Genomic DNA, 14,062 nt, shown 5'->3' on the forward strand with positions numbered 1-14,062 from the left:
GGTACACTATTATTGAATAGCCTTGCTATGGTCTTTGTTCCAATCCTGTCCTGACCATATACGTTTAGCACTCCAATCTGTCGCTTCGCTTGTCCAGAATGGATCCTCATCTGACAGTCCCAAAGGCAAGAAAATCACTGAGCAGAGGTAAAGGCTTCCTTGATTGTTATAAGGATCACCAAGGCCAGGTTGACTGCCATACATACCTAATGTCAACCAGCCATTTTGATAAGTACCTGGGTTTTCTGTCGTCTTTTTCAATACAGCAGACAATGCTCCACGAACCTGGCCAGTTGTTAGTTCTTTCGGAAGGCGCTTTTTGAATGCCATATCCGCCAAATGATGAAAGGCCGCAGCGCGATAAATTACAGATCTCCCCGTTGGCGGAAAACTACCGTCTGCATTGATTAAGCGTTCCTGGATAATAGCATAGCGTTCGTTACGGAGCCTGATCTTCGCAAACATGCTGTCGTAGTTTTTGGTTTTCAATTGGATCATATCCATGATGCCTGCCAAAAAAGGATGAATAACATAACTATTGTAGTAATCAAAGGCATAATGCGGACCATCCATATACATACCATCGCCAACATACCATTGCTCTAATTGCTGCAAGGCATAATCGACTCGCATCACATCCCATTCTGTTGAATATTTAGCTAAAAAAGCTTCATTCATCGCCGAAAAAAGCAACCAATTTGAATAAGCTGGCCGAAACTGACGCGTGATTTTTATCGATGCGATCAAATTCTTTTTTGTTTGATCATCAATATGCTCCCACAACCATGGACTACGCATAAAACCTAAAGCAATAAAGGAAGCATCAACAAGCTGTTGCCCCCCTAGATCAAAACGCATAAAATCGCGGGCATTGCTATCTAACGCATTTTTCAGCGCTTGAACAGTCCAGACTCTATATTGATCGCGCAGCTTTCTTTCTGCTACTGAACCACCATCCAAAGAAAGCCAGGGCGCTATACCTGACAATACTCTTCCCAATACTTCGACATACTGCACTTTGATACGATGCTCCTTGTTATCCACCTGCGTCGATGTCATCTGAGGCATATTTAATCGAAGACTGTCATGTGCTAGACTCCGTAACACTGGACGCAGCATACAGTCCATTTCTTGAAGCCAAAAAGTTCTACTGGTCTCATGATTACCCGTTGATTTCTTTTTTGCAATTTGGCCCTGAACAGACTGAACTGCCAACAGCAGCAGGAAGGAAAATAAAATCTGATTTTTCATCTTCATGGTTAACTCATTTTTTATCCAGATAACGATATATTTCTGTTCCGGCCAATAAAAATGCCCCTACACCAAACGGCGCTGTAGAATTGGCATCAACAACTTGCCCGGGGATAGCTTTCTCACCGATAGGTTGTACGTATCCAATTCTTCCGTCTGCCTGCAGAGCGATTTGACTAAGGTAGTGCCAGCCCTTAAGCGCAGCCTGAGCAAACTTCGGATCAGTGAGTACTCCTTCGTTGATACCCCAAAGTAAACCATAGGTAAAAAAGGCCGTACCACTCGTCTCCCTACCAGGAGCATGGTCCGGATCCAACATACTTCGCGTCCAAAAACCTTCTGCTTGCTGACAGCTTACGATTGCAACCGCCATTTCTTTGAATCTTTCACGGTAATAACTATAATGTCTATCCTGCTTGGGTAGATCTTGGAGGACCTTAGCCAAGGCAGCAAATACCCAACCATCACCACGCGCCCAAAAATCCTTCTTGCCGTGGAGGCTTTTGTGTTTCGGATAAACATATTTTGCGTCACGATAGTACAACTTATCTTCCTTATCAAACATAATACTATCTGCGTATTGCAAATAGGTATACATTTTATCAAGATAAAGCGGATCTTTAGTCAATTGGTACATTTTGGTCATGACAGGCATCACCATATACAGGCCATCAGCCCACCACCAATAATCAGTATTGGCTGAATGGATCTGATAGTCCATAACTTCTTTAGCTCGAGCAATCTTTTCGGGACTTGGCGACAAATTATAAAGATCAATATAGGTCTGGAAACAGATCTGCCAATCTCCAAAAAGAACATACTCATCTGTCTCACCGTAGCTATATTTCCAATGTTGTTTGTTGGTTGATTTAGCGCCTTTCCAATCATTGAACCTTGCCCAGTCCTCAGAATATTTCAGGTCACTTTTGGAATTGGAAATCTTATAAAATTCCATATTTCCAGTATGGTAGGCCGCCTGATCCCAAAATGCCCAAACCTCCGGTTTGTGATGAGATTGCCAATACTGGTTTGCACTTTTGAGCTGAGAAAGGACCGCTTCTTTTTTCAGTTTCTGTCCAAAAGAAAAATGTCCTATAAGCAATAGGCATAAAATAAAATTGATACGCATGTCTATTAAGATTTATAATGTTTGATTCCCCACCGGGACAAACAAAACTACTTCAAATCGTTTTGGAAGATGTTTGAATAAAGACTAATCATGACCTAAAATGGGATCATTTTAGGCCTAAAAGGCTAAATGATCAGGTTTAGTGGCTTTACTCTAAATAAACGTACAATATACATTTATTTAAAAAATATTTGTATATTTAATCAATATAAACCTAAAAATCTTCAGTTGGTCCCCTTTATTCGCTATACAATACGGATGTATTGAAGCTAAATGATACCGTAGGCTAACGTTAACTCTAGGAGATCGAGCGCAGCAACTATGGTTGGGTAAGAATTTTACCAAAACTGGATTGGACAGGTCGAATAAAAGATTATTAAGATGAGCGCATCTATCCGGCAAGTAATCGCATTTTTACATCTATATCTAACCGTAGTAACTGCTGTATATAGCCAACAGATGGGGCTTGACCCTGTGCCAAAAAATTATGAGCTTCCCTCACTAACAATCAATCAGACGATACAGGATCGAGAAGGATACATCTGGTTTGCATCTACCCAGGGTTTAAGTCGCTATGACGCCTATAATATCCTCAATTTTAAACTGAGAGATGCTGCGGGGAAAGCAACCACCCAACAAGCTATTCGAACACTTATAGAACTGGAAAACAAATTGATTTTGGGGGGTGAAAAAGGTGTTTATGTATTAGATAAGCGCAATTATAAAATCTTCCCGCTAAATGATCCACGCGTAGCAACCCTTCGTGCCAACACAATGATGGTTGACCGTTCAAAAAGGCTTTGGATCGGTACGGATGATGGCATTTTTATCTACGACAGTACATTAAAGCCATTGACAGATGTACAAAGTTCGCGTATCCTGAACAATAGGATGCCAGGCAAAACGATTAATACCCTATTTCAGGATAGCCAGGCTCAGATGTGGATTGGCGTTTGGGGAGATGGCTTATTTAAGCTTAGCCTCAATAATAACAAGTTACACGCCTACCCCAGACTTGGTCAACGCAACAGTCCTTTCAAATTGATGGAAGATGATCACAGACAGCTTTGGATATGTACTTGGGGAGACGGAATTTATTTATTCAACCCACAAAACCCAAAAGACCCCTACAAGGAAATTGAGATTAAAAATAAGCGCCGTCAAATTGGTAAAGAAGATTTATTTTACAATATCATTCAGGATCGAAGCCGCCATTACATCTGGGTTCTCTCCTTTTCAGGCATATCGACACTTCAATATCATAATGGCCGATTGCAGGAAATTGACCTATCTCGCTACTTTGACAATACGACCAACATATTCAACGATATCTACCAAGATAGATATGGTACATTATGGCTTGCTGTCGGTGGCAAGGGCGTATCAATGTTCAGCTTTGACAAACCGACCCTTAAAAACCATAACTTTCAGCAAATAAAATCCTTATACAGCATTGCTCCCAACCTAAATATGCTCTATCGAGATCACTTGGGCACCTTGTGGTTTAATCTCGAACGATTTGGTTTTGGAAGTATGTCACCAACATCAAATCAACTCAATACATATAGTAACTCCAATTTTAGAGATCTTATTTCAATACGTGCTGTGACCTGTGCCACAGATTTTGGGCAAGAGTTGTGGGTAGGTTCTGCCTATGAATCCTCCATCAATGTTTTTCAGAAGACAGACAATAATATCAAATTCTTACGGAAGATAAATCTAGCTCAGCAGATCGACCATCAAGGAATACCCTCCTTTTTCTTCACAGATCGACAAAAAAGACTCTGGATCGCCACGACACAGGGTTTGCTCTTGAAAAAATCGGAATCAGAAAATATGGCGATCATCCCAAAGATTAAGGATCAGCCTGTCGCTGTTGCCCAAGATAATCAAAACCATATTTGGATCGCAACCAAAGAAAATGGGATTTATTGTATGGACAGTCGAAATTTGACCGTCCAGCTTGCGCATATTGGTAAAGAAACTTCCGGATTGAAAACTGACCAGATTGAAACGATGGATGTCGATCTTGATGGTAATTTATGGATCGGGACCAAAGATAATAGGCTGCTCCAATATCAACTCGCCAATAAACAAGTAAAGGAAATCGCAAACACGACCTTATTTGAAAAAAATCAACTTCTTGATATTATTTGTCTGGGTCGCTATACTTGGCTATCAACAACCCGTAATATCTACAAAATCAACCGCTCAAATAATGACATCAGTGAATTCTCCACTTCTGACAGCCTTCAGGTCAACATGTTTTCAAAACGGGCCTTTGCTGTGGACAAAAACGCCAATACCATTTATTTTGGTGGTTACAATGGGATTGTTCAACTCAATGATCATAGTATCATACCTAATTTTAAAGAAAAGGTTCTTATTTCGGACATCAAAATAAATAATAAGTCTATTATCCTAGAATCAAAAGACGAGGTATTCAGCAATGACCATACTAAATTGATACTGAATCCCGAAGATCAAAACATTGAAATATCCTTCTCCACCCTACCTTTTACGCAGGAAGGAAAAATCCGTTATGCGTATAAATTGGAAGGCGTAGATAAAGAATGGATCTATGCCCCCAGAGACCGTATCTTTGCAACATACAACAATTTAAGTAAAGGAAACTATAGGTTTTTAGTCAAATCAACCGACCTCTACAACAAGTGGAATACCACATTTACGCAAATTCAAATAATAAAGAAACCTTCATTTTATGAAAGCAACTTCGCCTATTTTATTTATGCCTGTATTGTCGGGGGCATCGTATTCTTTTTTATTAATTATTCTTTTAAGCGCTTAAAATTGAGTGGTGACCTAAAAATTGCCCAAATTGAAAAAGAGAAAACCAAGGAACTTGCACAGTCCAAGCTCAGCTATTTTACCAATATTTCACACGACTTACTCACGCCGTTGACCATTATCTCCTGTTTAGTTGATGATGTTCAGATGACTACAAAAAATAATTTAGAGCAATTTGATAAAATGCGCCTTAATTTAAGTCGACTGAAACGGTTGCTCCAACAAATCTTAGATTTCAGAAGAATGGAAAGCAACAGCATGAAACTGCAAATCAGTGCATCCAATTTTCCTTCGTTTGTAACTCAATTAGGTGCCATGCATTTTGGTCCCATTGCCAAAAAGAAAAACATCGATTTTGAAATTCAACATGGAGACTGTCCCGAATGTCTTTACTATGACGTTGATAAAATTGATAAAATTCTATTCAATCTCCTATCCAATGCATTTAAATATACCGAACAAGGGGGAAAGATTTCACTTTCATATCATGTAGCGGAAGACAAAGGTTCAAGTAGACTCTTCATTTATGTTCGTGACAATGGCATAGGAATATACCCCGAAGATATGGAGAAAATTTTTACTGCCTTTTACACCAATAACTCTACAAAACATCTCGAAAGCAATGGTATAGGCCTTTCTGTAACCAAACAATTGATAGAAGCACATGATGGTGAAATCCGGGTGGAGAGTCAACTCCATGTCGGCAGTATGTTTCACGTCACGATTCCGGTGGATAAATTGCACTACCATAGCAAAGGGATCCAAGTGATGGAACAGCCTTTTGTCGACGAACTAAAAGCGACTACTATCCATTCCGATGCGATTGATGAAAGTTTACCAAAAAGTACAATACAGCCAAAACTTAACCTCTTGCTGGTAGAAGATAATGAAGAACTTTGCTCAACTATGGCCAGAATCTTAGCCCAAAATTATCAGGTACATATTGCCCATAACGGTTTGCGAGCTTTGGAGGTCCTCGAGAATACTGAAATAGATATTATCGTGAGCGATATTATGATGCCCGAACTCGATGGACTTAATTTGTGCAAAACCATCAAATCAAATTCAGAATTTAACCATATTCCTATTTTGCTCCTGACTGCCAAAAACAGTATTGAAGATCGTATTGAATGTTATCAGGCGGGTGCAGATGGATACATTAGCAAACCTTTTGAGATTAAGGTCTTGGAAGCCAGAATCCAAAGTTTTATCATCAACAAACGCTGTCGACAACTTGTGTTTCAGAGTAATACACAGATTAATATCGCGGCACTCGACCATACGCCTTTAGATGAAAAATTTGTACAGAAGATGATTCAAGTTATCGAAAAACATCTTTCGGACGACCAATTTGATGTAATCAAACTCGGCGATATACTGGGCCTATCCAAATCAACACTTTATCGAAAGACAAAAGTTCTTTTGAATGTCTCGCCGAGCGAATTTATTAAAAATATACGGTTAAAACATGCATGCCAGATCATGCAAAAAGATCGCTCGATTTCAGTGAGTGAAGTAGCCTTTGAAACTGGTTTTTCTGACCCGCGTTACTTTGCAACCTGCTTTAAGGCAGCATTTGGAGTTACTCCGAGTGAATTCCAAAAGAGATCGACTTCAAACTCGTTCGTAACCCGATAACTTGTACTAAAGAGCCGTGACCAGAGTTTTACATTTCCGATCAGGGTACTTTCAAAAAAAGCACTACTAACCTAAATATTACAAATATTTATTCAGGATTATATTTTTTTTAACCACTCATCAAATCAACATATTCTTCGATACCAGCTAAAATTATCCAAAAAACTTGATCTTTACAATTAATTGAGAACATAGAAGCCACATACCTTGATATGGTTTTACAACATTTATATATTTATTTAAACGGCTCCTATTTATTATGAGTTGACTGAACTGGATACTGCCCAGGTATCCCCGTCACGGACCAAAGTCACTAGAACAGTCCTGGTAAACTCTTTAAATTTTAGGGTCACTTTGGCTACCATATAATCGGCTGACTCTTCGAAAATATCGGTGCTGACCACACAGTTTAACTTCTCAACTTTTTACTTTTTTAAGTATTTAACGACTTGATCGCGACTTTCTCTCAATAAAGCAAAAGGCGTCGCCAAGTATACAAGACTAAAAATCGAATAAATAAGTGCGAATAATAGATCAGCTCCCGCGAATACCAAACGGTCGAAATCATTTCATTTCCTTGCCCTACTTTTACTACCAGAGAATTAAAACATGCTCCCAAAAAAGCATGATGGTTTAACAAAAAAAGTAAAAAAATGAAAAAATTAGTAATGAGTTTGGTCGCAGTAGCTGCGTTATCAACTGCGGCATTTGCCGGAACAGGTGCAAAAGCTTCTAAAGAAAATGCAAATGTAAAAACAACCACTGAAAACCTAGCCGAAAGCAATGCTAAGGCTAAAGTCTCCGAAGCGTCAAAGGAAAGTAAAAGCATGTTGACAAAATGTGTTTATACCCTAAATGTTTACAATGGCAGCGGTCAGGTGGTAGGCACCTACACTTCGCAAACCTATGTGGAAAGTTCCTGTTCAGGATTCTTCGACAACTGTAGAACGATTTATAGACATATGCTTGCAAGTGGCGAACTAGGGATATAGTCTGTACCCTATTTTATTCGAATTACAAATGTTAAAATTTAAGCGGGGCCTAGGCCTCGCTTTTTCCAATCCAACGATCATGAACAAATATTCTCTATTCTTTGTATTCTTATTGGCCGCGACAGTTTCTTATGGCCAAAAACTTAAGGCGGTGTACGAATACCTGCCATCGCCTGCCGCTACTTTTCGGGAAGAGGTTTATTTTCAGGACGGGATAAAAACGTCCGTTCGCGATTCGCTACCACAACCCAAGCCCCATGGCGCCAACAATGGGGATGATGGGGAACTAAGCGGCAGCATGTCGGTGACGCTAGATATGGGCAAAATCTACCGGAACATCGTTATCCAAAAAAATAATGTCCCTCAACTGGTTGAAACGCGCTCGCTCAAAGGCAGCAACTACCTCGTTAGCGATAAGTTTCCGCCTCTCGTGTGGAATACCAATTACACCGATGTAGATACGCTGGGCAAACATATATGTCACAAGGCTACCGCCGTTTACCGGGGTACGCCCCTAATAGCCTACTATACCAACAATATTCCGGTACCTGCCGGGCCTTACAAATTTGGTGGCCTGCCCGGTCTTATCGTCATGCTATATAATGAAGGGGGCAACCCACACTATTGGCTGCTTAAAGAAATTGAATATCCATACGCAAGCGATGTGCCCGTTAACGAAAAATACATAAATGCGCTGCCTAAACTCAGCTTAGAGGACTACATAAAAAAAGAAGATCTCGAAACCGAGGAGCGGATGCGCATGATGATGAGCAAAATGCCTTTGATGGAAGGCGTAACCGTAGAACGCAAAAAAGTTCGTGGCAGTGTAGAACAAGTATATGAGTGGGAAAAAAATTAAGCTTTTAATAGGATGGCTTGGACTATGCCTATTGCCTTTTTTTGCACAGGCACAGGTCGCCATACATGGCAAGGTCAGCGTCAAAGGTGAAGCTTTGGGCGGTGTGCGTATTGATTTGCGTCTTGCGGCCGATTCCCGAATGCTGACCTACACCTTTAGTGATGGCCAGGGAAATTACCGCTTGCAAACTGCACAAAGCGGAAAATTCATTTTGCAGTTTAAATCACTTGGCTCTGAACCGCTTAGCCTAGCTATTGCGCCTACCCAAGCCGACACCCTTATTGATGCGCAAATGCAACCCGGTGGTGTGCAGAGGTTACAGGAGGTCATTGTACACTCCAAACAGCCTTACTTACGGGGCCGGGATACTCTTGAACTGGCGGTAAGCTCTTTTTTGCAGGGCGATGAGCGCAACGTAGAAGATTTGCTGCGCAAAATTCCGGGGATCAACGTAGGTACCGATGGCAGTATCAAGATCGGCAACAAAGAGGTGGAAAAGGTCATGGTTGAAGGTGACGATTTTTTTGAGAAGGGATACCGCCTGCTTACGCAAAATATGAGTGTGCAGTCACTGGAAAAAATTCAGGTACTGCAGCGTTACTCCAATAACAAACAATTAAAAGGTATCGAAAACTCGGACAAGGTCGCCCTTAACCTGCAACTGAAAGCGGAAAGCAAAAACCAGTGGCTGGGTTCAGTGGGGCTGCAGGGCTCACCAATTGGCCCAAAGTATTATCAAGCCAGCGCTAACCTCATGAATTTTGGGAAGCGCAACAAATATTACCTCTTGGCCAGTGGCAATAACAATGGCTACGATGCCGTAAGCAGCATCAACCACCTTATACAGTCCGGTTCGACAAATGAACCCGGACAAATTGGGTTAGATGTAAGCACGCCTACCCTGATTGACAATACACCCAATCTGTCCAACTTCGATTATCGGCGCACGAATTTCAACAACGACAAGCTTATCTCATTAAATACCATTTTAAATCCGATAGCTGCATTCAAAATCAAATGGCTGGGTTTTGCCAATCCAACAAAAAAATCGTTTTACCGCAATACCGTACAGGAGTATAACTTGGAAGACATTCAATTTACCACGAACGAAAACTATGAATTTGCGCGCAAAATCAACAATTATTTTACCAAAGTGGAACTGCAATACGAGCCCACCCCTCATACCACACTGAACTATACCGGTACACTGGGTTCTCTGAACAGCAATGAGCTGGGAACTTTGATTTTTAACAACATATCCAGCTTAGAAACCACCAAAAACAAAGGTTACCTCACCAACCACAACCTATCATACAGCTACAAGCTATCGGAGCGCAAAGCGCTGGTCAGCTCCGTCCGCTTCATCGACCAGCAGTCGCCGGTTGATTACAGTATCAATCAATATTATTACGAAGACCTCTTCGGATCTAACTCGGTGAACGAGGTGCAACAGCATATAGACAACAATCTGCGCTATCTGGGGGCTACTACGCATTATGTAAGCCGGCAACAAAACGGCAATTTCTTCGAGCTGGGATTGAGCTCAACCTATCAAAATCAAGAGCTCAACACCCTGTTTCGGCTACTGCCCGACCCCGAAGCGGAGTACAAAACGGTAGTGTATCCACCAAAATTTGCCAATGAAATGACCCTCCGTTTGTTTCAGACTAACATTATTTCTAAATACACGGTTAAGCACCGCAGCTGGGAAATAACTCCCCGCCTGCAATTAGGCCTGGCAGACAGCCGGCTGATTAATTTTGAGGAACAAAAACACAAAAGCAATCTGCAACTTTCGCCCGGCCTATCAGGAAAATGGGCCATACACCACAAAGGACGGCTGGAAACTGATTTGTTTTTTCAACAGCAGAACACCAAACTTACTGACCTGATACCCAACTATTACACCACGGGCGTGCGCAATTTTATTAAAGGAATGGATAACATGGCAACCTTGAGCAGTTCGGGCGGAACGCTTCAATACACCTACGGTAATATGAGCGACCGGTTTTTTACCAACCTCTGGATCGGGCATCAGATCCTGTTTGACTATATTGGAACGGAAAGCGACCTCAACCCCAATTTTAACCTCGTGCAACAGCGCTTACTCAAAGACAAAACGCTGACCTATGCTAAGGCCGAGCTGAACTATTTTGTAAAATCTCTAAATGGAAATTTAAAGTTGGATGTGGGCTTCAATACAGTTGATTATGAAAACGTGGTCGTCGGCTTGGGCCGTAGGAAAATCCGTACAAACAGATACGACTATGGGCTTTTGTTCAGAAGTTCGTGGAAATCCTGCTTCAATATGTATACAGGATATAGCCTACAAACCAACAACTACCGAATGGAAGGTGAGAAAAATACCTTGACAAATAGCCAAGCTTTTTTAAATCTCTTTTTGCGCTTTGGCGAAAATCTGCAGTTCAGCCTCAAGAACGAATCTTATCGTTTTGGATCCATGCCCCAACAAAAAAAACAAACTTATTATTTTTCGGACTTTTCAGTATTTTACGACCTCAAAAGATACAAGACCCGCTTTGACATAACAGCCAAAAACATTTTTAACACCCGCTCTTTCAGAAACGCCATGCTCACAGACATTTCGCGTTCCACCACCGAATACCGGCTCTTGCCCCGGTACATAAGCTTTGGAATAGACTATAATTTTTAAGTTTTTAGGAAAAGGCTTTAATGAAAATTGCCGGCCTAATTCAGCTATATATAACTGGAAAGTATAAGGTTACACTACCAAGCGGATGAGCGTATTGTACTCGATCAATATTCACTGCTTGAATGAAGTCGATGCAATAAAAATAAAAGCCACATCTTTCAATGTGGCTCTACTGCATATATATTTACTTGAAATGGCTCTTACTTATAAGCGTTGACTGAACTGGATATTTTCAGCTATCGCCTTCTCGCCTCAAAGTCACTAGATCAGTTTTTGTAAAGTTCGCAAACTTCATTGCCACCTTGGCTACCATTTAGTAAATTGACTCATTGATAATATTGGCATTTACTCCGCAATCCAAGCGTTTACCCTTTTATTTTTTTCAAGTATTTAACAACTGCTTCATAGCTATTGGTCTTTGCATTGGAAGCTTGAACCTTCTGGCTGAAATCTTCGACAAAAAGTTGTTCTACACCTAACGACTCTGCCTCGATAGTTGCTGCAATGTAATGCTCTAAAGCAAAGTCTGCTGTTGAAAGGTCACTAGGAATAAATAGATATATTTTTTATTTTTATATCAGTCATTTTAACAAAAATTATCACTGTTAACCGTTTTATGAAAGTACAAGTATCAGCAAGTTTTAAAAAACATGCACGCAAAACAATCTTATCTATTTTCGTTTTTGCTTTTACCTATATTTTCCTGCTCTTATCTGCAATAGGAATAACAATTGGTTTTACCCTTTTAGGTTTATTAATCTTTACCTCCAAACCGATGTTCTTAACAGCTATTGCCTGTATAGGTTTGTTCGCCTCCGGTCTTACCATCTTATTTTTTCTTATAAAATTTATATTTGCTTCGACAAAAGTGGATACCGATCATCTCACCGAAATTACCGAGCATGATGAACCTGAGCTATTTTTGTTGATCCATCAGATTGTTAGCGAAGTCGACACCAGCTTCCCCAAAAAAGTATTTCTATCTCACGATGTGAATGCTTCAGTATTTTATGATTCCAGCTTTTGGAGCATGTTTCTTCCTATAAGAAAGAATCTACAGATTGGTGTAGGATTGATCAATGCTGTAACTCAACAGGAATTAAAAGCTATTCTTGCACATGAATTCGGACATTTTTCACAGAAAAGTATGAAAGTTGGCAGTTATGTTTATCATGTCAATCAAATTATCTACAATATGCTTTACAAAAATGAATCGTTGGATAATACTTTTGAAAAATGGGGAAGTGTAAGTGGCTATTCGGCTATTTTTATCGGCATATCGGTCTTTATCATCCAACAGATTCAAAACATCCTGAAATACTTGTATAAATATGTCAACCTAAATTATCTTGCATTGTCCCGGGAAATGGAATTTCATGCAGATGAAATTGCAGCTCATGTGGCAGGTTCTAAAGCCTTGGCAGACTCATTGCTGCGTCTGGGTTTTGCAAATCATGCTTTAAATTATATTTTCAATTTTTACGAAGGAAAAATCAGCGAAAATATCCGGAGCAACAATATTTATCACGAACAGAATTGCGTGATGCTTCTTCTTGCGGAAAGATCTAGGTATCGAGTACAAGGAGGCTTCCCACAGATCGAATTAGCAACATTAAAAAAATATGATAAATCAAAATTGAATCTCGAAAACCAATGGGCTTCCCATCCGACCGATGAAGAACGCGTGAAAGCCTTATGGAAACTTGATATCATAAAAAACGATGTTTCCAATGAACCTGCTATTGCTTTACTTTCAAATGGTGCTGCAATAGCTGATCAAATTTCTGAGAAGTTATTTTCGCATATTCAATATCAGCAGGTACCGGCAACTTTGCACCTTAGCGAATTCAAAGATAATTTTGAAAGTCAGGTCAACAGATATACAATCAATCCAAAATTTAACGATTTCTATGATTACAACAATCCTCTTCTAAAGGGAGACTTAGCTACTGCTGATGAACATGAAGAGCTGACATTTGACGAATTGTTTGCAGATCGTAAAATCGAGTCATTCTATGAACTCAACGGTCTAAAAAGTGACAAACATATCGTGGAAGCCATACAAAAGGGGGACATCAAATTAAAAACCTTCGATTACGATGGAAAAAAATATCGGGATATCGATGCCGATGAACTCTTGCTAAAAATTGAGAATGACATCCAGGATATAACGAGTCAGGTAGATAGCTATAATTATCAAATACATCATTACTTTCTACAACTATCCATCGCACAGGATCGTAAGGAAGAATTTGATCAGAAATATTACGATTTTGCAGCTTTCCACAAAACGTTTGATGAATCTCAAACCATGTACGATGATATGAACGAAAACACGGCATTTTTCTTTCAGACTCTGCCATTTGGAGAAATTGAAGCGAGAGTGAGCGATCTCAAAAGAAGAGAGGTATCTTTCAAAAAGAGATTATCCAAGCTTTTATCACTACAGGAAAACATACAGCCCCCAATGGATGCGACCTTATTGTCAACACTCAATAAATACATCAATACCGACTTGTTGTACTTTAATGTAGATCAGTATAAAGAGGAAAACCTGCAAATTTTGCTCCAAGCGATTGCAGAATATAAAAGATTACTGGATGATATCTATTTCTCAAAGAAAAAGACATATTTAGATTTTATACTTAGGCTTGAAGAAGACAAAGCTCGACAATAAAAATAAAAGCCACATCTTGCGAGGTGGCTAAACA

7 protein-coding genes are annotated in these 14,062 nt (G+C 40.0%); 5 read left to right on the forward strand and 2 right to left on the reverse strand.

Annotated elements, in window-relative coordinates:
- Positions 1-9: 9 nt before the first annotated feature.
- Positions 10-1,257: a DUF2264 domain-containing protein gene (locus tag B4G94_RS23215; protein WP_286862310.1), complete on the reverse strand. Its 1,248-nt coding sequence runs from the start codon at positions 1,255-1,257 to the stop codon at positions 10-12.
- 7 nt (positions 1,258-1,264) lie between these two features.
- Complete coding sequence (locus tag B4G94_RS23220; protein ID WP_286862311.1) at positions 1,265-2,380, reverse strand: glycoside hydrolase family 88 protein; 1,116 nt, start codon at positions 2,378-2,380, stop codon at positions 1,265-1,267.
- Positions 2,381-2,761: 381 nt separating this feature from the next.
- Here B4G94_RS23220 and B4G94_RS23225 point away from each other — a divergent pair, with 381 nt between their 5' ends.
- From B4G94_RS23225 to B4G94_RS23245, 5 genes are all read left to right on the forward strand, one after another.
- Positions 2,762-6,826, forward strand: coding sequence for a hybrid sensor histidine kinase/response regulator transcription factor (locus B4G94_RS23225; RefSeq protein WP_286862312.1), 4,065 nt, complete (start codon positions 2,762-2,764; stop codon positions 6,824-6,826).
- A 653-nt stretch (positions 6,827-7,479) separates the two neighbouring features.
- Entirely contained in the window at positions 7,480-7,818 is a 339-nt protein-coding gene (locus tag B4G94_RS23230) for a hypothetical protein (protein ID WP_286862313.1), read from the forward strand.
- 28 nt (positions 7,819-7,846) lie between these two features.
- Positions 7,847-8,677 carry a GLPGLI family protein gene (locus tag B4G94_RS23235; RefSeq protein WP_286862315.1) on the forward strand — a complete coding sequence of 277 codons (831 nt, stop codon included), beginning with the start codon at positions 7,847-7,849 and terminating at the stop codon, positions 8,675-8,677.
- The gene (locus tag B4G94_RS23240; protein WP_286862317.1) at positions 8,658-11,351 is read left to right on the forward strand and encodes a hypothetical protein; all 2,694 of its coding nucleotides are present in this window, start codon (positions 8,658-8,660) and stop codon (positions 11,349-11,351) included. The genes B4G94_RS23235 and B4G94_RS23240 overlap by 20 nt, the downstream gene beginning before the upstream one ends.
- 616 nt (positions 11,352-11,967) lie before the next feature.
- A complete protein-coding gene (locus tag B4G94_RS23245) occupies positions 11,968-14,028 on the forward strand; it encodes a M48 family metallopeptidase (RefSeq protein ID WP_286862319.1) in 2,061 nt (686 codons plus the stop codon).
- The last annotated feature ends 34 nt before the right edge of the window (positions 14,029-14,062 follow it).

Origin of the sequence: Sphingobacterium sp. UBA7625, from assembly GCF_002484085.1 — a bacterium.
Lineage (GTDB): Bacteria > Bacteroidota > Bacteroidia > Sphingobacteriales > Sphingobacteriaceae > Sphingobacterium > Sphingobacterium athyrii.

What these genes read in the sequence shown, in the direction of transcription:
- B4G94_RS23240 (WP_286862317.1), top strand. Translation starts at nt 8,658, where the DNA reads ATGAGTGGGAAAAAAATTAAGCTTTTAATAGGATGGCTTGGACTATGC.
- B4G94_RS23225 (WP_286862312.1), top strand. Translation starts at nt 2,762, where the DNA reads ATGAGCGCATCTATCCGGCAAGTAATCGCATTTTTACATCTATATCTA.
- B4G94_RS23245 (WP_286862319.1), top strand. Translation starts at nt 11,968, where the DNA reads ATGAAAGTACAAGTATCAGCAAGTTTTAAAAAACATGCACGCAAAACA.
- B4G94_RS23235 (WP_286862315.1), top strand. Translation starts at nt 7,847, where the DNA reads ATGTTAAAATTTAAGCGGGGCCTAGGCCTCGCTTTTTCCAATCCAACG.
- B4G94_RS23230 (WP_286862313.1), top strand. Translation starts at nt 7,480, where the DNA reads ATGAAAAAATTAGTAATGAGTTTGGTCGCAGTAGCTGCGTTATCAACT.
- B4G94_RS23215 (WP_286862310.1), bottom strand. Translation starts at nt 1,257, where the DNA reads ATGAAGATGAAAAATCAGATTTTATTTTCCTTCCTGCTGCTGTTGGCA.
- B4G94_RS23220 (WP_286862311.1), bottom strand. Translation starts at nt 2,380, where the DNA reads ATGCGTATCAATTTTATTTTATGCCTATTGCTTATAGGACATTTTTCT.